This is a genomic window from Dolichospermum sp. LEGE 00246 (assembly GCF_015207865.1).
GTDB classification, from domain to species: domain Bacteria; phylum Cyanobacteriota; class Cyanobacteriia; order Cyanobacteriales; family Nostocaceae; genus Dolichospermum; species Dolichospermum heterosporum.
The window spans coordinates 1-21,396 of record NZ_JADEWA010000038.1 but is presented as its reverse complement, the minus strand read 5'-3'; the positions used below and the strand labels follow the sequence as shown (position 1 = coordinate 21,396).

Here is a 21,396-nt window from a genome sequence, read left to right as displayed (position 1 = left end):
ATTCAAAAATGTCCGCATCCGAATTTTAGATTTTAAATTTTGGATTTTGGATTAAAGATTGAAAATCCAAAAATGTTCGCATCCGCCAAGTTTATTTGAGGATACGTCTAAAATCCAAAATTTACAAGGTCTTGGCTTAGTTGCTAATCTAAAATCTAAAATCCAAAACTGACAGGCTGTTGGCTGAGTTGCTCAAGTCAATCTAAAATCTAAAATCTAAAATCCAAAATTGTATTAGTTAGAGACGACTTCAATGTTAATTTCTGCTGTTACTTCAGCATGGAGTTTGATTTCAGCTTTGTAAGTACCCAATTGGCTGATATCGGGAATGGTAATACCACGACGATCTATTTCTAGACTAGCTGCGGCTTTAATAGCATCTGCTACATCTTGAGTAGTAACAGTACCGAAAATAGCTTCATTTTCCCCAACTTGCTTGGCAATTTTTAAACCAGCAATATTTTCTAAAGCTGTTTTTTGCTCAGTTGCTTGTTGTTTGAGTTCTAATTGTCTTTGATATTCTTTCTCGCGTCTGCGTTCTACTTGTTTGAGTAATCCAGGTGTAGCACGAGCGGCTAAACTCTGGGGAATGAGGTAGTTACGAGCATAACCGGGAGCTACTTCTACCAAATCGCCGAGTTTTCCCAGCTTGGTAACGTCTTTTGTTAAAACTAATTGCACACGTTTCGCCATTGTTTTTCGCTTTTCTTGGTAAAATCTTAGTTATTTGGGTGTCGCAGGGTGGCTCATAAAAGTGTAGCTTGATCCTCAGCGACTTTTAACGTACCCACAGCCTCGACATTGTAGCGAAATTTGGGGAGCGATCGCAACTCTAAATGCTAGAAATTTAAAAAAAGCAATATTTTCCACAGATACAGGAAAGCGTAAGCTAACACTTGCAATCTTGCAATTAACTAAATAGGTCTATTCTCTCGTCCATGATATATACGTAAAATAATTACATCATCCTCAAGAATAACGTAGTGAATTATAAATCCATACTTACCAAAAGCAACTACAAGCTTTCGCAATCCTACTATTTCATCTACAATCCCACCGCGACGAGGATTTTGTTGTAGACTTCCCCTGAAGAAACAATTGCTTGTACTGCGCGGACTGCTGCATCAGCATTACTAAGTGCTATAAAATCATAATGACGATTTAAGTCATTCGTAGCAGTTTCCGTCCAAACTATCTCAGACATTATTGTTATGAATTGTTAAACTATTTGCCCATTTTTGGACTTGTTCATGTTTGACTCCTGAACCTGTGCGACGGTAGGTTTCTAAAGCAGATTTGCTTTCTTCAATCATGTCTTTTTGACTAAGACGCTGAAAATTTAATTCTGTATCTATCTCACCATACTCAAGTGATTCTGTTGCTAAATTTTGCACTTCTTGAGCTAATTCTGTGGCTAAAAATTGAATGGCTTTGATTTTTTCTTGGTGAGATAATTTTTGTAGTGAGGATAAAATTTCTGTTAATGTCATAGAAATCATGGGTAAAGCTATTTACATTGTACTGTTATCTGAGTCTGTTTTCCAGTATCTAACATTGCTGTTACTGGTAATTCTAAATCATCAGCAGTAATTAAGTAGGTGAACACAATAAAACCAAACTGTGTAAAGAAACGTAAAATCGCCCAAACCCTCTTCACTCTTGCCTCTTGCCTCTTGCCTTTTGCCTTGCCATAACGACAATTTTCCACGCCAACCTACTTAAATCAATTTCCCACAAAATCTCTCCATCACTTCCAAAATCTCCTAGAATCATATCCTACCAGCTACTCCAGTTTCATTAATCACAAAAATAAAGGGTATAGCATTTGGATGTTTTTGGAAAAACATTTGAGTAACAACTTCTTCATCTTTATCAACGAAATAATCTCCACTTTCTGAATCAACTGCCATAAACCAGTCATAATGAATTTTGATCAACTCTGGTTGCAATTTTTCAAAAACCTCTCTACAGCGCTGATGATGAGTTTCTAGGTCACTTCTATATAGATTTATTCTGTCTTCTGTCCACTGAATTTCAGGAAATAATCTGCCTCGACGTACCACTTTATGAGATTTAGTTTCAGTCATGTTTTTACACCTCTTAATAAGATGAATATAAATTTACTTTTCTAAGTAAATTATAAGAAAATTGATAAATGACAATTACAATATTACAATGTAAATCACCCCCAAAACTTCTCATTTAACAAAGCATCTATATTACTAGGAAATGGAGAAATATCAGAAAAATAAACATCAGGATAACCATCTCTCACATTTTCTAAAGCCATTTCATAGCTTTTGTCCAGAACTTCTAAAACAAAACCTTTCAAACTCGGTGAATCTTCTAATTCAATTTGTAACCGTTGCCGAAAATTCCTGATTTCAATTTCCCAACCCCGATAACAGTCGGACATTGGTACATAACACCGCTTTAATAAATGTTCTAATAAGCGCACCAGAAAACTCCGCACTGTTTTGCGCTGACTTTTACCCAAAGATTCCACCTCTTCAATTAAATTATCCCAATCTAAATGCTCATTGTCTCTTGCTTTTAACTTACTAACGGTATCCTCAACCCAAAGATAAAAATCTTGATCGTAGAGATTTTTTACTGATGTCTTATTCATAAAGTTTATCTACTGCTGACTTGACTTTTTTAACATATTGATAAGAATGATCTTTATTCTATCGCTAATTTTTAATATAGTTATCGTTTGGATATAATACAATCGAGGATGGGGGAAAACCCACCCCTACAAAAATTATCAAAATAATTAAAAATTATCCTTCATTCCGCGAATTCGGGCAAAGGTTTGGATTCCATTATCACTCTTTGCTGTTGCTTGTAGAGATGGTTCTTCCCAACGTAAAAAAGGATTGGTGAGTTTTTCAACTCCTAAAATTGATGGAACTGTCGGTTCTAATTTATCCCGTTGAGCTTTAACATCTTGGTAGCGTTTTTGTAAATCTGCATTTTCAGCATCTACAGTTACAGCAAATCGCAAATTGCTTAAAGTGTATTCGTGGGCGCACCAAACGCGAGTATGATCAGGTAAGGACCGGAGTTTACTTAAAGAATCTACCATTTGCCCCGGTGTACCTTCAAATAAACGACCGCAACCCCCCGCAAACAATGTATCACCACAGAACAATTCTCCAGGCTCTCCTGGACTTGCTGGGGGGAAATAGTAAGCAATGTGAGCGCGAGTATGTCCAGGTACAAAGAATATATTAGCAGTGCGATCGCTAAATTGGATGCGATCGCCTTCCTGTAAAAATACCTGTTGTCCCGGAATCCTCCCCCTGTCTTCCGCACCTCCATAAACTTTCACATCAGGAAATGCTTTCATTAATTGTGTATTCCCACCCACATGATCACCATGATGATGGGTATTAAAAATTGCCACTAACTGAGCATTAATTTTTCTCAATTCATCTAAAACTGGTTGTGCTTCCGCCGGATCAACAACAGCCGCAATATTCCGCACTGGATCATGCAGTAAAAATATATAATTGTCAGCAAGTACCGGCAAACGAATGATTTGCATTAGCTTTTCTCCCTATAAAAATTATGATTGGTAATTGGTAATTGGTAATTGGTAATAAGATATCTATTTTCATCCTGTTAATCATTAAATCCTGGACATCCTGATTCAGACAATTTATTTCTTCATCCTGTTAATCCTAAAATCCTGATTCAGACAATATATTTAATTAATGTAGGGGCGCAGGGTCTGCGCCCTAATGATATGGCTAAGACCAAGAATCTAAATCTAAAGATTGCATTCCTTCCCTCTTAACATAATCGAGTAAACCTCCCAACTGCCGCCAAACAAAGAAGCAAGTTAACAGACTCAGTGGTAAACCTATACTTAAAGCCATGCCCGTAGGAAAACCAAATATCTCGAAACCAGAACAAAGAAATAAGCAAGAACCACCAGTAATACCAATAAATGGCACTAACAATTGTTTATAAAAAGAACGGGTATTAGTCTTTTCCTTAGGAGATTTATCTTGTGGCCATTGCTGGACAATTACCTTTAATGTCCCAGATAAAGCTAACCCAGAAGTTAAAGCCGTGAAAAAACCAACTAATAGTAAAAAGTAAGGCGGTTGCAGAGGGTAATAGTACATTCAAACTCCTGGTTGTTATTAAAATTCGTTTTTATTTGGTAACAGATTATTTAGCTAAAATAGCTGCTACACCTTCTTTTGAGAACTCGGTCAACAGGCTAATGGCGACATTAAGTAAACGATTTGGTGGTAAATCATCCTTGACCAAATCCCACAGACGTTGGACTTCTTCTGTGTGCAAACGGTCATCTTCAGTGATAGCTAAGACCAACTGACGACGGAGAAATTTACCCTCTTCGGAAAGGATGAATTCCAACCCCATTTTCGCCGTTGGTAAAACATCAAAATGGCTATCGGTGCGAGCAATCTTAATCAGATTTTCTAACCTTTGCCATTGAAATTTACCATTTTTAAACAACACATTCAATAGCCGTCGCCGTAATGCGGGAGATTCCCCATTTAATAACCGCCGAGCGATATAGGGATAACCCACTTCCACAATTTTGAAATTAGGGTTAAGACTGAGGGCAATCCCTTCTTGTGTCACCAAAGAACGAATAATCAAAGCAAACTTTGCTGGCACACGGAAAGGATATTCATACATCAATTCCGAGAACTCATCGGTAATGGTTTTGAAGTTGAAATCTTGGACATTTTTACCAATAGCATTTCCTAATACTGCTTCTAATGCGGGAACAATAGGGGTAATATTAGTATTTGGTGCCAAAAAGCCTAATTTGACAAAATCTTCCGCTAAATCGACGTAATCCTTATTTACCAAATGTACTAAAGCATCAACTAAACTTTCCTTAGTGGTTTCCTCCAATTGATCCATCATGCCAAAATCAATGTAAGCCATGCGACCATCGGGCATAGCGAACAAATTTCCCGGATGAGGATCGGCATGAAAAAACCCATGCTCTAATAGTTGTTGTAAACCAGTAGTTACACCTATTTGAATGATGGCTCCTGGGTCTAAACCAACAGATTGAATCTTTTCAGTATCTGTGAGTTTAAAACCGTTGATCCATTCTAGAGTTAAAACATGAGTGCTGGTATAATTCCAGTAAATACAGGGAATTTTTACCTGGGGGTCATCACGGAAGTTATGGGCAAATTTTTCCGCATTGCGACCTTCATTGATATAATCAATTTCCTCAAATAGCTTTGTGCCAAACTCGTCCACAATTAAAGTTAAATCGTGACCGAGATTCAGGGGTAGCCAGGGAGCAAGCCAACTGGCAACCCAACGCATGAGATATAGGTCTTTTATCAGTAATGGGCGGAGGTTAGGGCGTTGTACTTTAACTGCCACTTCCTCGCCACTGAGTAACCGACCCCGGTAGACTTGACCCAAACTAGCTGCTGCTACGGGTTGAGGGGAAAGTTCCCGAAAGATTTCGCCAATTGAGCGATTTAATTCTGTTTCAATAATCTGATATGCCAGATCATTATCAAAAGGTGGTAACTGGTCTTGTAACTTGATTAGTTCTGCTAAGAAGTCCTTGCGGATTAAGTCGGGACGAGTCGAGAGGGCTTGACCGACTTTAATAAATGTCGGACCTAGATTGGTGAGTAGGGTTCGCAACTGGGTAGCGCGTTTCCCCTGATTTTCCTCCACCTGGTCTTGCCAGTCGTCCCATTTGAGACTGAATATAAATCCGGCAAAAGACCAGATTATTCTCAGTAGTCGTCCCCAGACTAACCAAGGACGGTAACGAAAGTAACGAGCGTTCGCTCCGCTCGCCCAGGGCAGTGCCTCTGGATTATACTGCTTTAATTCATCAGATTGATACTGACCCACGCCTTTATTTGCCTCTTCAACAGGGAATTTTACATCGTCGCTTTGATCCTGAATGCTAACTTAGTTGTTGGCACAAGAAAATGGTACTTTTTAGTTTAGAAAGAAACTTTAACCGGATCTAGGCGCAATAGGTGCTGAAATAAGCCTATTTTAGCTAGATTTATTTATCTTTTTCTTAATTATACTTTATAAAAGTACAAACTTTTTGTGTGTATTTGAGGTATTTTATCTTTTCTTAAGACCCCGATATTCGTCAACAACTAACACAAGACCCCAATCCCATAGTTTGTACCGCTGCACGGGATACTTGACTCTCAGAAGTTGCACCACAGGGACTGAAGGCAGAGCTTAATTTCAGTGCTACCTCTGTCAATATTAACACAATCCATTCAGAGGCGGAGAAAACCCCAAGCGATCGCTAAAACTATAAAACTTAAATGGCATTTCGCAAGCGTTGTCTCAAATATTTGGTATCAGTAGGTCAACAAAATTTGGAATTTAAGATTTTTTCCTGCTGAATTTAAACTCCATAATTGGTTAGCAATGGTATCATTCGAGTATTACAAAAAGTAAAGGGCGATTTTACTATGACCAAAGCACCTGTTGCTCCTGTGGTGCTAGTCATTCTAGATGGATGGGGCTACTGTGAGGAAACGCGAGGAAACGCGATTGCCGCTGCCAAAACTCCGATTATGGACAGTTTATGGGCAGTCTATCCCCACACCCTCATTCGCACATCAGGAAAAGCCGTAGGGTTGCCAGAAGGTCAAATGGGCAACTCGGAAGTTGGTCATTTGAACATTGGCGCTGGTCGAGTCGTACCCCAAGAATTGGTACGGATCTCAGATGCTGTAGAAGACGGTTCTTTAGCCGCAAACCCAGCCCTTGTCAAAATTTGCCAGGAAGTCCGTTCTGCTAATGGCAAGTTACATCTAGTGGGGCTTTGTTCTGATGGGGGGGTGCATTCCCATATTACTCATCTATTTGGATTACTTGATTTAGCGAAGGAACAGCAACTTTCACAAGTTTGTATTCACGCCATTACTGATGGTCGTGACACCAAACCGACAGATGCTATCCAAGTCATCCAGCAGTTGGAAGACTATATAGATCATGTTGGCATCGGTGGAATCACTACTATTAGTGGTCGCTTTTATGCAATGGATCGTGATAACCGTTGGGATCGAGTCCAACGCGCCTACGATGTAATAACAACAGATAATGCGGGCAATGGACTCACGGCTGTAGAGGTATTGCAAGCAGCTTACGCGAAAGGTGTAACCGATGAGTTTGTTCTCCCAGTCCGGTTGCAACCGGGCGCGGTAGAATCTGGTGATGGGGTGATATTTTTCAATTTCCGCCCCGACCGCGCTAGAGAACTAACTCAAGCCTTTGTTAGTCAAACTTTTAACGGTTTTGAAAGACAGCCAATTCAACCACTTTCTTTTGTAACTTTTACCCAGTATGATCCAGAATTGCCAGTTTCTGTGGCTTTCGCACCGCAAAATCTGAGTAATATTCTGGGTGAAGTTATCGCTAATCGCGGGTTAAAACAGTTTAGAACGGCTGAAACTGAAAAATACGCTCATGTTACTTATTTCTTTAATGGGGGACTAGAAGATCCCTGTAAGGGGGAAGATCGGGAATTAGTCAGTAGTCCAATGGTGGATACTTATGATCAAACCCCGGCGATGTCAGCACAAGCTGTGACAGATGTGGCGATCACTGCCATCAGAAAGGGTATCTATTCCCTAGTTGTAATGAACTATGCTAACCCAGACATGGTAGGGCATACAGGACAAATTCCAGCGACAGTCACAGCTATTGAAGCAGTAGATAAATGTTTAGGTCGTCTCATTGATGCTATTGGTAAAGCAGGTGGTACAGCAATTATTACTGCTGATCATGGCAATGCTGAGTATATGCTAGATGAAGGCGGTCATCCTTGGACAGCCCATACTACTAACCCAGTTCCTTTAATTTTGGTAGAAGGCGAAAAAGCCAAAATACCCGGATATGGAACAAATGTGGAATTAAGAAATGATGGCAAATTAGCCGATATTGCCCCGACTATTCTGGATATTTTACAAATATCCCAACCACAAGAAATGACAGGGCGATCATTACTTAAAGCCGCAGAATATGATTTACAACTAACTCGTACTCCTGTACAAGTAGGGTTGTAAAATCGTAAAGCCCTGGCGACTAGAAGTCGCGGCTACACAATCAAAGTCCGCCTGCGCGGACTCAAGAAAAATCAAGATTTTGAAACCCACGACGGTGGGTTTTGCCTGTGTAGACGCGGTTTATAACCGCTAATTTAGCTACAAAATTGATAACTTTTGATAACCAACATTTCTAATATGGCAATTACTAACATTATTCAAGGCATTTGGGCATTTTCTGCACTCAGTTTGATTATTCTCGTTTTGTTACATAGTCCTAAAGGTGATGGCATTGGGGCTATTGGTGGACAAGCACAATTATTTAGCAGTACCAAAAGTGCCGAAAATACTTTAAATCGAGTTACTTGGGCATTAGTTGTAGTTTTTATGGGTTTAACTGTGGTTTTAAGTGCTAATTGGTTGCCCAAATAATTGAAACTGAAAATGGGAAAAATCACCCAAAATCAAAACTTTTGGCGAAGATTAATAGTTCGACTTCGCTCACTACAAGCAGCAGTTCTGACTTTAGCAATAAGTACAGGACTGCTGGTTGTTTTGACTAACTTTCAAGTAAATGCTGGTGTGAGGGAACAGGGAAGAAACTCCCAATTTATCCAAAAAACCCATCCTTTACCACCGACTCTGGCACAATGGCAAGATAAAATGAATAGTGGAGATTATTTTGATCAAATTAAATCTACGAAAGTTGGTTATTTAATTTGGTCACGGTTTCCGGTGAAAGTGAAGATAGAAACACCAACTGATCTTAATGAAAAGCAATCGCAAATATGGGTTAATAGTGTTTCTCAAGCAGTGCAAGAATGGAGTATTTATTTACCTTTACAAATAGTGGAAAAATCGGCTATTGCTGATATTACAATCTCTCGCAAAGCGCCACCTTTGCAACGTGAACCTAATGGTAAGATACTGCGATCGCGTTCGGCTTTAACTACTTATAATTTATATACTGAAAATAATATTTTATCTCACCGGTTTACAATTCTGCTGAGTCCTAGTCAAACTGGTGAATATGTACTATCAGCAGCCCGTCATGAAGTTGGTCATGCTTTGGGCATTTGGGGTCATAGTCTTCTAAATACTGATACTATGTATTTTTCTCAAGTTCGCAAACCGCCGTTGATTTCTGTCAGAGATGTAAATACTTTAAAACGGGTTTATGAACAATCTACTAGTTTGGGGCAGAATTGAGTTTATCTCACGCAAAGGCGCAAAGGCGCAAAGGTAAGATTTCAAGATGAAGGCAACCAGTTTTTATCTAAAATCTGATCTAAGGTGTAAGGACAAATTTCTGGTAAGTTGGTTAGTTTGGTTTTGGCTTTAACATAATCTAAGGCATTGCTGTAAATGATATTGATATTTTCCGCTAAATGATTGCGTAAGTTAGTGGCTAATTCTTCGTTAATTTGATTACGAAAACTAATAATTTCCGCTGCCCAATGGTTAGCATTTCTGGGCTTTTCTATATGCCAATTTTGATAAAGTAATAAGTGTCTAATAATCTGTTCTAATAAACTTCTCACTCGTCTTTTTTCGGTTTTCGCCAATTCTTCTAACTCTTCTATTAAGTGATCATAGTCAATATCTCCCAATTGACGAGATTTGAGGTTTTTAATTGTCTCATCTAGCCATTGTGAGTAATTAGACTCATATAATTTGTTGATCTCAATAGCTGTTTTCATTATTTGCTGACTTAGCCTAAGACTTGATTAGTTGCGCTTATACGACTGAGATGGTTCTTCCTCGTCGGTTTTATGATAACAAATTTTTTGGTCGGTGTCAATAGCTTTGACTCTATTATTGCGAGGCTGTGGAAATTGCAAGTGAATTTGATTTTCGACAGCCTCATGATTTGATTACACTCGACGTAGGTTCATGAGTTCTTGAGGAGATGCAAGCATATCAATGGCTACGAAGAAGATTTTTCCATCGGGATTGATTAAAAACCGCCAGGAAATGTTCATTCCAACTGTGACACCAAACCAAGGAGTTTGTACTACTCCTGTGACTTTCAGTTGTTTAGAACCGTCTGGTTGAACTTCGCAGATACCTTGTTGTGGCATCATGTTTAGTCCTTGTGCTTCTTCGCGCATATATTTAGCGATCGCTTCCCGGCCAATAATTGGCTTTTGGAATGGTGGTTGTAGCGCACCGTCGGTAGTGAATAGTGCGATCGCATCATCAAATTTATCTGCATTCATGGCTTCAATGTAGCCTAAAACCGCAGGTTCTGTAATACCGTCAATTTTAACGGAGGAAATAACTGGACTTGTCCGTTGGAAAGCAGGTTCTGTAGCTGCTTTAGGATAACTGCTAGGGCCAAGATCAGAAGTATCAAATCCCATATCTACTACGGTATTCCGCAATACGGTGATTTGCTGACCTTGATCAAGTTTTTGTGTAGCTTCTAATACAAATTTTACACCGGGAGACATTTGATAACCAACGGGGATAGGAGCGATGATTCCTTGTTTCATCAATTCTCCTAACTCGAACCAGAAAGCCAGTTTGGTATTAACGCTGAAAAAACCATAGGAACGGCTAATAGGAGTATCAGCACGGCTGGCTAAATCTCGCATTACTTTTGTTTGCTCTTCACGAGACATTTGCTTAATTTGGGTAAGCAAACTTTCAGCTAGTTGCAAGCGTGCTACTCCAGGTGCTGCGGGGGTAATGGTTTTACCCATTTCGGTGTAAGCATACCAAAGATAGGCTAATTGATCATCAACGTTAAGTTGATCAAATAACGCTATGGTTGCGGGAATAGGACTAGGAACTTGAGTATTAGAAAAAATAGTTTGAGCAGACTGGATAGTTAAAGCCACAGTCGGAATCTCCAAAGTTATGTGTTTACTAGTCTTTGTAAAGACATCAGTTAAAAATGTTTATGATGAACTTATGTCTTATGGAAAGTAATGTAATGAAAATCTTAATTTTTGTAAATAATAGAAATTACGAATTGACAAAATAGGTAATCAATGGTAAAGAATTTATTTTCACGCAGAGGCGCAGAGGCGCAGAGAGGAATTTAGGAGCTAAATTGTGTTGATTAATGAAGGTTATCGTTTAATTAAACAGATTAGTAAGGTCATACTTGGGCAGTTTTGACAGTGGCTTTTAGTCCCACTCATCCTAATTTGTTGGCGACTGGTAGCGGTGATAATACAATCAAATTATGGGATGTTAGCACTGGTGAATTAATTAGCACACTTTCAGGTCATTCTTGGTCAGTGGTGGCTGTAGCTTTTAGTGCTGATGGAGAAATGCTGATTAGTGGCAGTTGGGATAAAACGGTGAAAATTTGGCAAATCAGCACAAAATCAGAAATTGCTAGTCTTGTCGGTCATACAGACTCGGTATCTAGCGTTGTTATGAGGGATGATGGGGGATTAATTATCAGTGGTAGTAAGGACAAGACAATCAAATTGTGGCGAAGATGATGGGGACTGGGGACTGGTGATAGGTGATAGGTGATAATTTTACTTAATTACCCATGACCAATCACCAATTACCCACTACCAATTACCAATTTAAAACAATCAGGCGCTACCTGTGAAGGCAACCTCTGGAAATTTCAACTGTGCTTCTGCCATTGGGCGTTTTCTGCCTTCTTCTTGCCAGTAGTTAATCACTTCTGTGGCTTTGTTAAGCAACTCTACCCGGTCAACATCTGTGATCCAGTGTTTGGATTCTAACTCTTTTTTTAGCTCTTCCCAGGCATCATTTCTGGGCCAAAAAAAGTATTTGGTTAAGGGACTAGAACCTTTACCGACAACCTGATCTACTGCTAGGGCGACGTTTTCGTCTAACCAGAGAATTTTCAAAATGAACTTGGTCAATTACACCTCCGGGGAATATCCGGGTTTTACTTACTAAGTTTGCGACCCCTTATTTTAACTCAATGTTTGAATAATTGACCAATGAGTGCAGAAATTTGGGAATCTTCTTTGTGAGGAGTCAGAATGAAGAAAGAAGAGGGAAGAGGGAGGAATGAGTCAAAGCCTCTTTTAATCTGAGTTTCATGATTTGCTATATCATTAATTTTGTTGCATATCACATCAGAGTTAGATGATTAAACTAATTGGTATTTTTCTGAGTCTATTACTGGTTTTTGGCTGGAATACACCAGTTATGGCAGAATCTCAACCTATCACCGCCGAGGAGTTGCAAGTAGGGGATGAATTGGCGACTAAGGCTTTTGTTGCTACGAATCAAGGCGATTTTGTGACGGCGGAGGCTTATTGGACAGAAATTATTGAAAAATTTCCTACTAATGCGGGAGCATGGAGTAATCGCGGTAATTCTCGTGTCAGTCAGAATAAGTTACAATCCGCATTGATGGATTATAACAAAGCTGTAGAACTTGCGCCTACTGTAACAGATCCTTATTTGAATCGGGGGACGGCGTTGGAAGGTTTGGGACGATGGGAGGAGGCGATCGCTGATTATAATCGTGTATTAGAATTAGATCCTCAAGATGCTATGGCTTATAATAATCGTGGTAATGCTAAAACAGGTTTAGGGAAATGGCAAGAAGCGATTTTAGATTTCCAAAAAGCTACAGAAATTAACCCAAATTTTGCCTTTGCTAGAGCTAATTATGCCCTAGCTTTATATGAAACTAATCAATCAGATAAAGCTGTCCGCGAGATGCGGAATATAGTCCGTAAATATCCTCGATTTGCTGATATGCGTGCCGCTTTAACAGCCGCTTATTGGGTGAGGGGAAATAAGGGAGAGGCAGAAAGTAATTGGGTAGCTGCTTATGGACTAGATACCCGTTATAAGGATATGAATTGGGTAACGAATATCCGTCGCTGGCCACCAAGTATGGTAGCAGCTTTGGATAGATTTTTGAAATTACAATAAATTGACACTCTCAGCGGCTAAAGCCCCTGATTTTCCCACTTACCGCGAGGTTTTATACTCAAAACGGCTTGATTGTTTGATTCTAAACGTAGGGGTAAAGCAAGAGCTTCATTGGTGTCAACTTAACGTAAAACCTCTATCCCGCAAAGAACTCAAGTCATCTCATTCCTAGTCTCTGACTGGGAATGAATTCTAGAAGGCTCTGCCTTCAATGATATTAGAGGCAGAGCCTCATCAACTGCATTCCTAGTCAGAGACTAGGAACGAGGAACAGAGAACATAAAAATCAGTTGTGTATTAATTGTGTCCCATTACTTAGCCAATTATTGAAGGTAGCGTTACCTAATTAACGCACTTTTCAATTTCCACAAAATTAAACTTAAAGCCATTTTCCTGCATCTTGTTCTCTTTGGTGACTTTCCCAAAATCGACAAATTCAGGAAAGTATATGTCTCCCACAAAATTACCTTCAACAATAGTTAAATAAAGTTTATCGGCAAATTTGATTGCTTCAGTATAAATCTGTCCACCACCGGCGATAAATATCTCTTCTGTTTCACTCATTTTCGCCCATGCAATTGCTTCTGTTAATGAATGCAACACGACACAACCAAAGGCTTGAAAATTGGAATCTCTGGTGAGAACAATAGTTGTACAATCGGGAAATGGTTTAGTCATGGTAGAATAACTTTTGCGCCCGATAATTACAGGATGTCTTCTGATCTTTTGCCGATAATAAATTTCATCACTGGGAATATCCCAGGGATTACCAGCACGAATATGTTTTCTGGCTGAGTTTGCTAAAATTCGATTTTCAGAAATGGCAGCAATGAGACTAATTAACGGCATAAATTGATAATATTCTGGTTTTTTCAGAGAAGGTAATTGTAAGAATTTACGATACCGTAAACTATGGGTAAATGATATAAAAAGTTGAAGTCAAAAATATGGATAAAAAGTTGAAATCAAAAATATGGATAACACTAGAATGGGCGCAGGGACTGCGCCCCTACTTCCTGATTCCTCATATTATTCTTCGATGCGATAACCTAGTTCTGCTAGACGCACCCGTGAATGTCGCCATTTGGGTTGGACTTTGACAAATAATTCTAGGTAAACTTTCCCAGCAATTAGCTTTTGAATTTGTTGTCTAGCTTCACTACCAATAGCTTTGAGCATTGTTCCCCCTTTACCAATAAGAATACCTTTTTGGGAATCTCTCTCAACATGGATCGTGGCGAGAACACGGGTAATTTTTGGAGCTTCTTCGACTAAATCAATGCCTATGGCTACGGAGTGGGGAACTTCTTGACGGGTTAATAATAATATTTGTTCTCGAATTAATTCACCCATGATAAACCGTTCTGGCTGGTCTGTTACTAAATCGGGTGGATAGTAAAATGGACCTGGTTCGAGATGACTAATTAATAAATCTTGGAGTTGCAATAATCCCGCGCCGGTTTTAGCAGAAAATTTCACACTTTGCCATTGATAGGTATCAGCTAATTGAATATAACTATCATCTATTTTTTGGGCATCTTCCGGTTGTTGATCAATTTTATTAATCCCCAGAATTACAGGTGTTTGACTATTAATCAGTAGTTCTGCCACATAGCGATCGCCTGGACCACAAGCAACTGTACCATCAACTACAAATAATATCACATCTACCGAGTCAATGGCAATTTTCGCATTTTTTACCAACACTTCCCCTAATTGATGATGAGGTTTATGAATACCGGGCGTATCCACGAAAATCAACTGGGCTGTTTCCGTAGTTAAAATCCCCTTTAAGCGATTTCGAGTAGTTTGGGATACGGGGGAAGTAATAGCTATTTTTTGCCCAACTAATTCATTCATCAAAGTGGATTTACCCACATTAGTTCTGCCGATAATGCCAATAAAACCTGATTTAAATCCATCCGGTGCTTGGGGAATCATCACCCCACCGAAATCAGTAAAAATATTATTATCAATATCAGATACTTGTGATTCTACTTGCATTTTTTACAGTTATGATTAATAGATTATTTTGAGCTTTGAGGGAAATTCTCTTTCAATTTAGGGGATTGCATAATGACGGTATAAATTATGTTTCGCGCAAAGATACAAAGGAGCAAAGACGCAAAGTTTGAAATTGTGATAGCTGGCGTGGCGTAGCCATATTTTCTATTTTTATATTTCAATTCACCAACGCCTAAATTAGAGATACATTAATTATTGCATATTTATGAAAATAATAAAAAGCATAGAGCCAAATTTTACTGTCCTCATAGAGGAGTCGTTGAGAAGCCCAGACTCACCTGTTCGCGTAAGCGTGACCCAAGGGATAAAGTAGTGTATTAGCCCCCTGCAATTCATTTCATAGTGGGTCTGTTAGCCAAAGAAATAAGCTATCTGTAGCTTAAGTTGACACTATTAAGCTTTTGCTAAACCCCTACCCGGAGAATCAAATAATTAAGCCGTGTTGGGTATAGTAGCGATTTATAATCGCCGACAGGTTTTAAAATACCCTCTAGTAGTCTGTCAACCCGAAAATGACGGGTGAAGGCAAGTAGGGGGAGAAGAGAGGCAGGGGGGCAGGGGAGGGAAGAACAGAAGTTTTTTCCGATTATTACCTGTCAAAATCAATTTGACGAACTACTAGTGTTTGTTACTATTGATAGCTAAAACTGTTCCCTACCTTCACAGACAACTTATTCAGCAAACCCTATTTAGTATATTAAAACATGGCAATTTTACACGGAACTTGGGTAATAAATCATCAAAATAGTTATTTCTTTATTTGGGGAGAAACTTGGCGTTCTTCACAGGTGCATACTGAAGTATCTGCTGAGATTCCTTTACATCCCTTGGCTATGGACTCGGTGGAATTAAACGAATGGTTAGAATTATCTAATTTATCAATTACTAATTTAATTCAGCCATCTTCTACTACTAAACAAAGAATTAAAAGTAAACCACCAACAGAAATAAAATTACCTGTTTATTCACAAATAGTTTCTTTACCAACTTATTTTTCAGGAATTAATAAATCAGAATTAACGACAATTTCTCCCGTTCATTCTGTCAGCGTGGATATAGATTCTCCATCCTCACAATATTTGCATCCTTGGAAAATTGAGGGTTTTTGTCTCACTCCAGCATTAGCAATTCAATTTCTCTCATCATTACCCCTGAGTACAACCGATAATAAAGCGGCTTTATTAGGAGCAGATATTCATTTTTGGGTACATATTTACAGATGGCATTTAGATTTAATTTCTCGTTGTAAATTTTTACCAACCGTTGACAAACAAGATAGTAATTTAATTGCCAAATGGCAGATACTTTTAGATAGTGCCATAGATGTCACAAGGTTAGAGAAATTCTCTTCACAAATGCCTTTAGCTTGTCGAACATATCAACAGACTACCGAAAATATAGCCATTAATTTACCATTATTACCTCAAGAATTAATATTATCATTCCTCAATCACGTTACAGATAATCAATTGCGGTTAATGCTTAGTTCTCAATCTCCCCTAGAACCGAGAATGATGATGTCTTTACCTGCTACATTACAGCAATGGTTACAAGGATTAATTAATGCAAATAATACAATTGATGCAGCAGGAGGAGACCGGTTACAAACTACTTTAAAAGCTTGGACTTTACCATTACAATATCAACTTACAGGCAAAGCTTTATTTAGAACTTGTTTTCAATTGCTTCCTCCAGAAAATGAAGAACCAGATTGGATTTTGCAGTATTTTCTGCAAGCAGCAGATAACCCAGAGTTTTTAATAGGCGCAGCGACAATTTGGCATCAACCTGTAGATACATTAGTTTATCAAAATCGCACAATTGCACAACCTCAAGAAACATTTTTGCGAGGTTTGGGTTTAGCTTCTCGATTGTATCCCATAATTACCCCCAGTTTAGAAACTGCATCTCCCGAATTTTGTCACCTCACCCCCATGCAAGCTTATGAATTTATCAAAGCTGTAACTTGGAGATTTGAAGATAGCGGGTTAGGAGTAATTTTACCTCCTAGTTTAGCAAATCGGGAAGGGTGGGCAAATCGTTTAGGCTTAAAAATTAGTGCCGAAACTCCTCAAGAAAAATCGGGACGTTTGGGTTTACAAAGTTTATTAAATTTCCAATGGCATTTGGCAATTGGTGGACAAACAATTTCTAAAGTTCAGTTTGATAAACTGGTAAAATTAAATAGTCCCTTAGTCGAAATTAATGGTGAATGGGTAGAACTCCGTCCCCAAGATATTAAAACTGCCCAAACCTTTTTTAGTTCTCGCAAAGAACAAATGTCTCTTTCTTTAGAAGATGCTTTACGCATTAGTAAAGGAGACACCCAAGTAATTGAGAAATTACCTGTTGTCAGTTTTGAAGCTTCCGGTGCCTTGGCAGAATTAATTGGGGCATTAACTAATAATCAGGAAATTCAACCTTTAACTACACCTCAAAGTTTTCGGGGAGAATTACGTCCTTATCAAGAAAGAGGTGCGGGTTGGTTAGCATTTTTAGAACGTTGGGGTTTAGGTGCTTGTCTTGCAGACGATATGGGATTAGGAAAAACCATCCAATTTATCGCTTTTTTACTTCACCTCAAAGAAGAAAATATTCTAGAAAAACCAACTTTATTAGTTTGTCCTACTTCAGTTATGGGCAATTGGCAAAAAGAAGTTAAAAAATTTGCCCCGACAATCAAAGTTTTGGAATATCACGGTGATAAACGTCCTAAAGGTAAAGCGTTTACAGAAGCCGTTAATAAACACGATATAGTAATTACTAGCTATTCACTGATTCACCGCGATATTAAATTATTAAAAGCAGTTGAATGGCAGATAATTGTTTTAGACGAAGCCCAAAATGTCAAAAATTCAGATGCGAAACAATCACAGGCAGTGCGACAATTAGAAACGACATTTCGCATTGCTTTAACGGGTACACCTGTAGAAAATAGATTGCAAGAATTATGGTCTATTTTAGATTTCTTGAATCCCGGTTATTTAGGGAATAAACAATTTTTCCAAAGACGGTTTGCTATGCCGATTGAAAAGTATGGTGATACTGCTTCTTTAAATCAATTACGTTCATTGGTTCAGCCTTTTATTTTACGCCGATTAAAAAGTGATAAAGACATAATTCAAGACTTGCCAGAAAAGCAAGAAATGACAGTTTTTTGTGGATTAACTTCTGAACAAGCTACACTATATCAACAATTAGTAGATGAATCTTTAGTAGAAATTGAATCTGCGGAAGGTTTACAACGTCGCGGCATGATTTTAGGGTTATTAGTGAAGCTAAAACAAATTTGTAATCATCCTTCCCAATATTTGAAATTAGCAACTTTAGAGAAACATCATTCTGCTAAATTACAACGACTAGAGGAAATGTTAGATGAGGTTTTAGCAGAAGGAGACAGGGCTTTAATTTTCACACAATTTGCTGAATGGGGTAAGTTGTTAAAATCGTATTTAGAAAAGAAATTAGAACGAGAGATATTCTTTTTATATGGTAGTACCAGTAAAAAGCAAAGAGAGGAAATGATTGATAGATTCCAACATGACCCCCAAGGACCACCAATTATGATTTTATCGTTAAAAGCTGGTGGTGTGGGATTGAATTTAACTAGGGCAAATCATGTTTTTCACTTTGATAGATGGTGGAATCCCGCAGTTGAAAATCAAGCCACAGATAGAGTATTTAGAATTGGTCAGACCCGCAATGTTCAAGTCCATAAATTCGTCTGTACTGGAACATTAGAAGAGAAAATAAATGATATGATTGAAAGCAAAAAACAACTAGCAGAACAGGTTGTAGGTGCAGGAGAAGATTGGTTAACAGAAATGGATACAGACCAACTTCGTAACTTATTAATATTAGATCGGAATGCTGTGATTGAAGAAGATGAACTTTAAGAAATATATGCTAGAAAATATAGATAGGGGTTGCTGAAAAAGTTATCTGTGAGGGCTAGGAGTATGGCTAACGCCACGCTACGCTATCAGGAGGTAGGGGCGCAGGGCCTTCGCCCATTCAGGAGTATGGCTAACACCACGCTTCGCTATCAGGAGTAAGGCTAACGCCATGCTACGCTATCAGCAAACCCTAGATAAACTCACCTAAGAAAGACATTTTAAACAGAAATAGGCACATTAATCAAATAAGCAAAATTGGTTAGAGAATTGCTGATAAATAGGCAGGCAAAATTAATTTTATAAGAAGATAGGCATTTAATGTAGGGGTAGCGCCCCCGTGCCTACCCCGGTATTTGGGGCAACCACAGGGGGTTTGCCCCTACTTCCCTCCTTGGGGTACTAAGCAAATTCCCTCATCATCTGTTAATAAGTTCTGTGCTGCTTCTAACATAGAGGGCATTATTTCTTTTAAATCTTCCCGATTATTTAAGTAAGTTTTTAAAGCTGACATTGGGTCAATACTGCTACTTGCGGTTAATTCAGGAATACGAGGTTTTGCTAACTGACTCACCAATTCGGCTTGAATGGTGTAAGTGTGCGCTGTGCTTAAAGCTTGATGTAGAGAAGAGTTATCAATTAAATCTAATTGTTCTGACCGCAATTTATAAATGAGTCGCACTACATTATCTTGAATATCATATTTAGCAATTCCTTTTAATAATGCTTTTTGTGGATCATCTTGTTTAGATAAATCTATCTCAATAGTCCGAAATGTTCGCACGGGTAAGGGACAAAATTCCCAATTTACTTTCCCTTTTTCCAAATCTATCATTACATAACCTTTGTCTTCCTTTTCTTCACTAAAATCTACCCGTTCAATACTTCCAGGATAAATTACTGGTGGGTCATTAGATTTATTTAAATTCTGATGTTTGTGAACATGACCTAAAGCCACATAATCGAAACATGGTCGAGTTAATAAAGATAAGGGTAAGGTAAAACCTTTTCCGACTGCTAATAATCGTTCTGCACCTAAAGTGGCATTATCAGCCATTAAATGGGCTAAAAGCACAGTGGGTAAATTGGGGTCAAGACGGCGAATTTCTCCTTCGATAACTACCTCTAAACGGTCTGTGAGGAGTTGATTAACTTCTGCTAGAGAAGAACCCTGAGTTTCTTGACGAGTCATTAAAGTGGAACGAGTTAACCAAGGAAGAGTAATGATTTGTACATCTCCTTTTTGTGTAGAAAGGCGATGAGTCGTTAAAGTATCACCAACTACAAACCCTGGTACTCCCAAAGTCCGATAAATATTTAAACTTGCACCTCCCAAACCTTGGGAATGTTGGTCATGATTTCCCACTAATAAGACTGTGGGGATATCTGCATCAACTAAACGGCGAAATTGATTAGCAAAGGCTTCTTGAACATAGGGTGCAGGTGTGGCATTAGGGAAGGCATCACCACCAAACAGGACTAAATCTACATGATCAGCGATCGCTCGGTCAATACACAAAGATAATGTTTTCACAAAATCCTCTAGTCGTGTGTTTAAACCTGTGGCTGGATTAACGCGCCCGTGGCAAAAACCGCTACCAATATGGATATCTGAAAGATGGAGAATTTTCATAGTTTATTGGTTGTAAGGGTTAAGATACCCGACTTCTTGAAGAAGTCGGGTATCTAGTGGTGTGATTAAATGTGAATTCCACACTCAGTTTTTTCACTTCCGCGCCAACGTCCAGCCCGTTCGTCTTCACCTTCGCCGACTTTAGTGGTAATAGGTTCGTCACCAATACTGGGATAACCTTGATCATGAAGGGGGTTGTAAATTACTTTATGTTCAGCTACATACGCCCAGCTTTGCTTACGAGTCCAGGTAGCTAGAGGGTTAATTTTTAATCTTCCCTTACCATCTAGTTCAAATACGGGCATGGTAGCACGAGTAACAGCTTGATCCCGACGACGACCAGTGATCCAACCTACTGTATTAAGCTCGTCTAAACCGCGTTGAAGTGGCTCGATTTTGGTAATGTCGTGGAATTTAGTAATATCTGTATCCCAAAGGGCTTCCCCAAATTTAGCAGCAAAGGCTTCACGGCTATCTACGTCTGGGGTTTTATAGGTTTTTAAATCTAGGTTGTAGATTTCTTTGGCTTTAGCTACCAATTCTAGGGTTTGGGGGAAATGATAAAGGGTATCTAGGAAAATAACGGGAACGGGATGCTGAAGTTCGCTATAAAAAATGTGTGTCAAGATGATGTCATCAACGTTGAAGGCACTAGTTTGGACTAATCCTGTGGGGATGTTCTGTACAGACCAGGCTAGGATTTCTGTAGGGGTTGCAGTTTCAAATTGCTTATTTAGTGATGCTAAGTCAAAGGCGATAGAAGTTGTCATGATCTTTCTCTAAAACCAAGATTTTTTACTTTTGTTAAATCTAATCTTATAAGAATATAGGCACATATCCCCGCCGATGATTGAGGAAATAGGTTTGAGAGAAAATTGATTCCCAACTCCCTCACCCCCCCAACTCCCCCAAC

The 21,396-nt window shown here is 38.8% G+C and carries 23 protein-coding genes; 6 read left to right on the top strand and 17 right to left on the bottom strand.

All coding sequences use genetic code 11. From position 1 onward, the window contains the following. Window positions 1–234: 234 nt before the first annotated feature. The 10 genes from rplI to IQ228_RS04530 form a co-directional block, all read right to left on the bottom strand. Window positions 235–693, bottom strand: coding sequence for a 50S ribosomal protein L9 (rplI, locus tag IQ228_RS04570; RefSeq protein ID WP_027403509.1), 459 nt, complete (start codon window positions 691–693; stop codon window positions 235–237). A 221-nt stretch (window positions 694–914) separates the two neighbouring features. Then, entirely contained in the window at window positions 915–1,031 is a 117-nt protein-coding gene (locus IQ228_RS26425) for a hypothetical protein (protein ID WP_228043695.1), read from the bottom strand. A 14-nt stretch (window positions 1,032–1,045) separates the two neighbouring features. After that, on the bottom strand, window positions 1,046–1,204 hold the full coding sequence (locus IQ228_RS26420; RefSeq protein ID WP_228043694.1) for a type II toxin-antitoxin system RelE/ParE family toxin: 159 nt from the start codon (window positions 1,202–1,204) through the stop codon (window positions 1,046–1,048). Then, window positions 1,197–1,490, bottom strand: coding sequence for a hypothetical protein (locus IQ228_RS04560; protein ID WP_193962267.1), 294 nt, complete (start codon window positions 1,488–1,490; stop codon window positions 1,197–1,199). Before IQ228_RS04560 ends, IQ228_RS26420 begins: the two co-directional genes overlap by 8 nt. A 17-nt stretch (window positions 1,491–1,507) precedes the next feature. Further along, a complete protein-coding gene (locus tag IQ228_RS04555) occupies window positions 1,508–1,657 on the bottom strand; it encodes a hypothetical protein (RefSeq protein ID WP_193962266.1) in 150 nt (49 codons plus the stop codon). Window positions 1,658–1,769: 112 nt separating this feature from the next. Continuing rightward, on the bottom strand, window positions 1,770–2,087 hold the full coding sequence (locus tag IQ228_RS04550) for a hypothetical protein (RefSeq protein ID WP_027403512.1): 318 nt from the start codon (window positions 2,085–2,087) through the stop codon (window positions 1,770–1,772). A gap of 95 nt (window positions 2,088–2,182) precedes the next feature. Continuing rightward, window positions 2,183–2,629 (bottom strand): DUF29 domain-containing protein, encoded by a 447-nt coding sequence (locus IQ228_RS04545; RefSeq protein ID WP_027403513.1) that lies wholly within the window; start codon window positions 2,627–2,629, stop codon window positions 2,183–2,185. A gap of 147 nt (window positions 2,630–2,776) precedes the next feature. Continuing rightward, window positions 2,777–3,550 (bottom strand): hydroxyacylglutathione hydrolase, encoded by a 774-nt coding sequence (gene gloB, locus IQ228_RS04540; RefSeq protein ID WP_027403514.1) that lies wholly within the window; start codon window positions 3,548–3,550, stop codon window positions 2,777–2,779. 205 nt (window positions 3,551–3,755) lie between these two features. Further along, window positions 3,756–4,136, bottom strand: a complete 381-nt coding sequence (locus tag IQ228_RS04535) for a hypothetical protein (protein WP_027403515.1) — start codon at window positions 4,134–4,136, stop codon at window positions 3,756–3,758. A gap of 46 nt (window positions 4,137–4,182) precedes the next feature. After that, window positions 4,183–5,880, bottom strand: coding sequence for an AarF/ABC1/UbiB kinase family protein (locus IQ228_RS04530; RefSeq protein ID WP_193962265.1), 1,698 nt, complete (start codon window positions 5,878–5,880; stop codon window positions 4,183–4,185). Window positions 5,881–6,467: 587 nt separating this feature from the next. Here IQ228_RS04530 and gpmI point away from each other — a divergent pair. From gpmI to IQ228_RS04515, 3 genes are all read left to right on the top strand, one after another. Further along, window positions 6,468–8,066 carry a 2,3-bisphosphoglycerate-independent phosphoglycerate mutase gene (gene gpmI / locus IQ228_RS04525; protein WP_193962264.1) on the top strand — a complete coding sequence of 533 codons (1,599 nt, stop codon included), beginning with the start codon at window positions 6,468–6,470 and terminating at the stop codon, window positions 8,064–8,066. 177 nt (window positions 8,067–8,243) lie between these two features. After that, complete coding sequence (gene secG, locus IQ228_RS04520; protein WP_027403518.1) at window positions 8,244–8,477, top strand: preprotein translocase subunit SecG; 234 nt, start codon at window positions 8,244–8,246, stop codon at window positions 8,475–8,477. Window positions 8,478–8,489: 12 nt separating this feature from the next. Beyond that, window positions 8,490–9,254, top strand: a complete 765-nt coding sequence (locus IQ228_RS04515) for a peptidase (RefSeq protein WP_193962263.1) — start codon at window positions 8,490–8,492, stop codon at window positions 9,252–9,254. 41 nt (window positions 9,255–9,295) lie between these two features. On the opposite strand, the gene IQ228_RS04510 is transcribed toward IQ228_RS04515, so the two are convergent. Continuing rightward, window positions 9,296–9,745, bottom strand: coding sequence for a DUF29 domain-containing protein (locus IQ228_RS04510; protein ID WP_193962262.1), 450 nt, complete (start codon window positions 9,743–9,745; stop codon window positions 9,296–9,298). Between the two features lie 174 nt (window positions 9,746–9,919). After that, window positions 9,920–10,888 carry an orange carotenoid protein N-terminal domain-containing protein gene (locus IQ228_RS04505; RefSeq protein WP_027403521.1) on the bottom strand — a complete coding sequence of 323 codons (969 nt, stop codon included), beginning with the start codon at window positions 10,886–10,888 and terminating at the stop codon, window positions 9,920–9,922. A 285-nt stretch (window positions 10,889–11,173) separates the two neighbouring features. On the opposite strand from IQ228_RS04505, the gene IQ228_RS04500 reads away from it, so the two are divergent. Beyond that, complete coding sequence (locus IQ228_RS04500) at window positions 11,174–11,503, top strand: WD40 repeat domain-containing protein (RefSeq protein WP_370566816.1); 330 nt, start codon at window positions 11,174–11,176, stop codon at window positions 11,501–11,503. 99 nt (window positions 11,504–11,602) lie between these two features. On the opposite strand, the gene IQ228_RS04495 is transcribed toward IQ228_RS04500, so the two are convergent. Beyond that, window positions 11,603–11,902 (bottom strand): 30S ribosomal protein PSRP-3, encoded by a 300-nt coding sequence (locus tag IQ228_RS04495; RefSeq protein WP_015079494.1) that lies wholly within the window; start codon window positions 11,900–11,902, stop codon window positions 11,603–11,605. A gap of 229 nt (window positions 11,903–12,131) precedes the next feature. Between IQ228_RS04495 and IQ228_RS04490 the strand changes: the two genes are divergently transcribed. Continuing rightward, window positions 12,132–12,932, top strand: a complete 801-nt coding sequence (locus tag IQ228_RS04490) for a tetratricopeptide repeat protein (protein WP_027403523.1) — start codon at window positions 12,132–12,134, stop codon at window positions 12,930–12,932. A gap of 342 nt (window positions 12,933–13,274) precedes the next feature. Here the strand turns inward: IQ228_RS04490 and IQ228_RS04485 are convergent, their stop codons facing one another. Both IQ228_RS04485 and era read right to left on the bottom strand, forming a co-directional pair. After that, window positions 13,275–13,781, bottom strand: a complete 507-nt coding sequence (locus tag IQ228_RS04485) for a dihydrofolate reductase (RefSeq protein WP_193962261.1) — start codon at window positions 13,779–13,781, stop codon at window positions 13,275–13,277. 180 nt (window positions 13,782–13,961) lie between these two features. Next, the gene (era, locus tag IQ228_RS04480) at window positions 13,962–14,936 is read right to left on the bottom strand and encodes a GTPase Era (protein ID WP_027403525.1); all 975 of its coding nucleotides are present in this window, start codon (window positions 14,934–14,936) and stop codon (window positions 13,962–13,964) included. Window positions 14,937–15,661: 725 nt separating this feature from the next. Here era and IQ228_RS04475 point away from each other — a divergent pair. Beyond that, a complete protein-coding gene (locus tag IQ228_RS04475; protein ID WP_193962260.1) occupies window positions 15,662–18,853 on the top strand; it encodes a DEAD/DEAH box helicase in 3,192 nt (1,063 codons plus the stop codon). Between the two features lie 379 nt (window positions 18,854–19,232). Here IQ228_RS04475 and sbcD read toward each other — a convergent pair whose 3' ends face one another. Both sbcD and cysH read right to left on the bottom strand, forming a co-directional pair. Further along, window positions 19,233–20,483, bottom strand: coding sequence for an exonuclease subunit SbcD (gene sbcD, locus IQ228_RS04470; RefSeq protein WP_027403527.1), 1,251 nt, complete (start codon window positions 20,481–20,483; stop codon window positions 19,233–19,235). A 65-nt stretch (window positions 20,484–20,548) separates the two neighbouring features. After that, window positions 20,549–21,253 (bottom strand): phosphoadenosine phosphosulfate reductase, encoded by a 705-nt coding sequence (gene cysH, locus IQ228_RS04465; RefSeq protein WP_027403528.1) that lies wholly within the window; start codon window positions 21,251–21,253, stop codon window positions 20,549–20,551. Between the last annotated feature and the right edge of the window lie 143 nt (window positions 21,254–21,396).

Coding starts and splice junctions, on each gene's coding strand:
- rplI (WP_027403509.1), bottom strand. CDS start 693: ATGGCGAAACGTGTGCAATTAGTTTTAACAAAAGACGTTACCAAGCTG.
- IQ228_RS26420 (WP_228043694.1), bottom strand. CDS start 1,204: ATGTCTGAGATAGTTTGGACGGAAACTGCTACGAATGACTTAAATCGT.
- IQ228_RS04560 (WP_193962267.1), bottom strand. CDS start 1,490: ATGACATTAACAGAAATTTTATCCTCACTACAAAAATTATCTCACCAA.
- IQ228_RS04550 (WP_027403512.1), bottom strand. CDS start 2,087: ATGACTGAAACTAAATCTCATAAAGTGGTACGTCGAGGCAGATTATTT.
- IQ228_RS04545 (WP_027403513.1), bottom strand. CDS start 2,629: ATGAATAAGACATCAGTAAAAAATCTCTACGATCAAGATTTTTATCTT.
- gloB (WP_027403514.1), bottom strand. CDS start 3,550: ATGCAAATCATTCGTTTGCCGGTACTTGCTGACAATTATATATTTTTA.
- IQ228_RS04535 (WP_027403515.1), bottom strand. CDS start 4,136: ATGTACTATTACCCTCTGCAACCGCCTTACTTTTTACTATTAGTTGGT.
- gpmI (WP_193962264.1), top strand. CDS start 6,468: ATGACCAAAGCACCTGTTGCTCCTGTGGTGCTAGTCATTCTAGATGGA.
- secG (WP_027403518.1), top strand. CDS start 8,244: ATGGCAATTACTAACATTATTCAAGGCATTTGGGCATTTTCTGCACTC.
- IQ228_RS04515 (WP_193962263.1), top strand. CDS start 8,490: ATGGGAAAAATCACCCAAAATCAAAACTTTTGGCGAAGATTAATAGTT.
- IQ228_RS04510 (WP_193962262.1), bottom strand. CDS start 9,745: ATGAAAACAGCTATTGAGATCAACAAATTATATGAGTCTAATTACTCA.
- IQ228_RS04490 (WP_027403523.1), top strand. CDS start 12,132: ATGATTAAACTAATTGGTATTTTTCTGAGTCTATTACTGGTTTTTGGC.
- IQ228_RS04485 (WP_193962261.1), bottom strand. CDS start 13,781: ATGCCGTTAATTAGTCTCATTGCTGCCATTTCTGAAAATCGAATTTTA.
- era (WP_027403525.1), bottom strand. CDS start 14,936: ATGCAAGTAGAATCACAAGTATCTGATATTGATAATAATATTTTTACT.
- IQ228_RS04475 (WP_193962260.1), top strand. CDS start 15,662: ATGGCAATTTTACACGGAACTTGGGTAATAAATCATCAAAATAGTTAT.
- sbcD (WP_027403527.1), bottom strand. CDS start 20,483: ATGAAAATTCTCCATCTTTCAGATATCCATATTGGTAGCGGTTTTTGC.
- cysH (WP_027403528.1), bottom strand. CDS start 21,253: ATGACAACTTCTATCGCCTTTGACTTAGCATCACTAAATAAGCAATTT.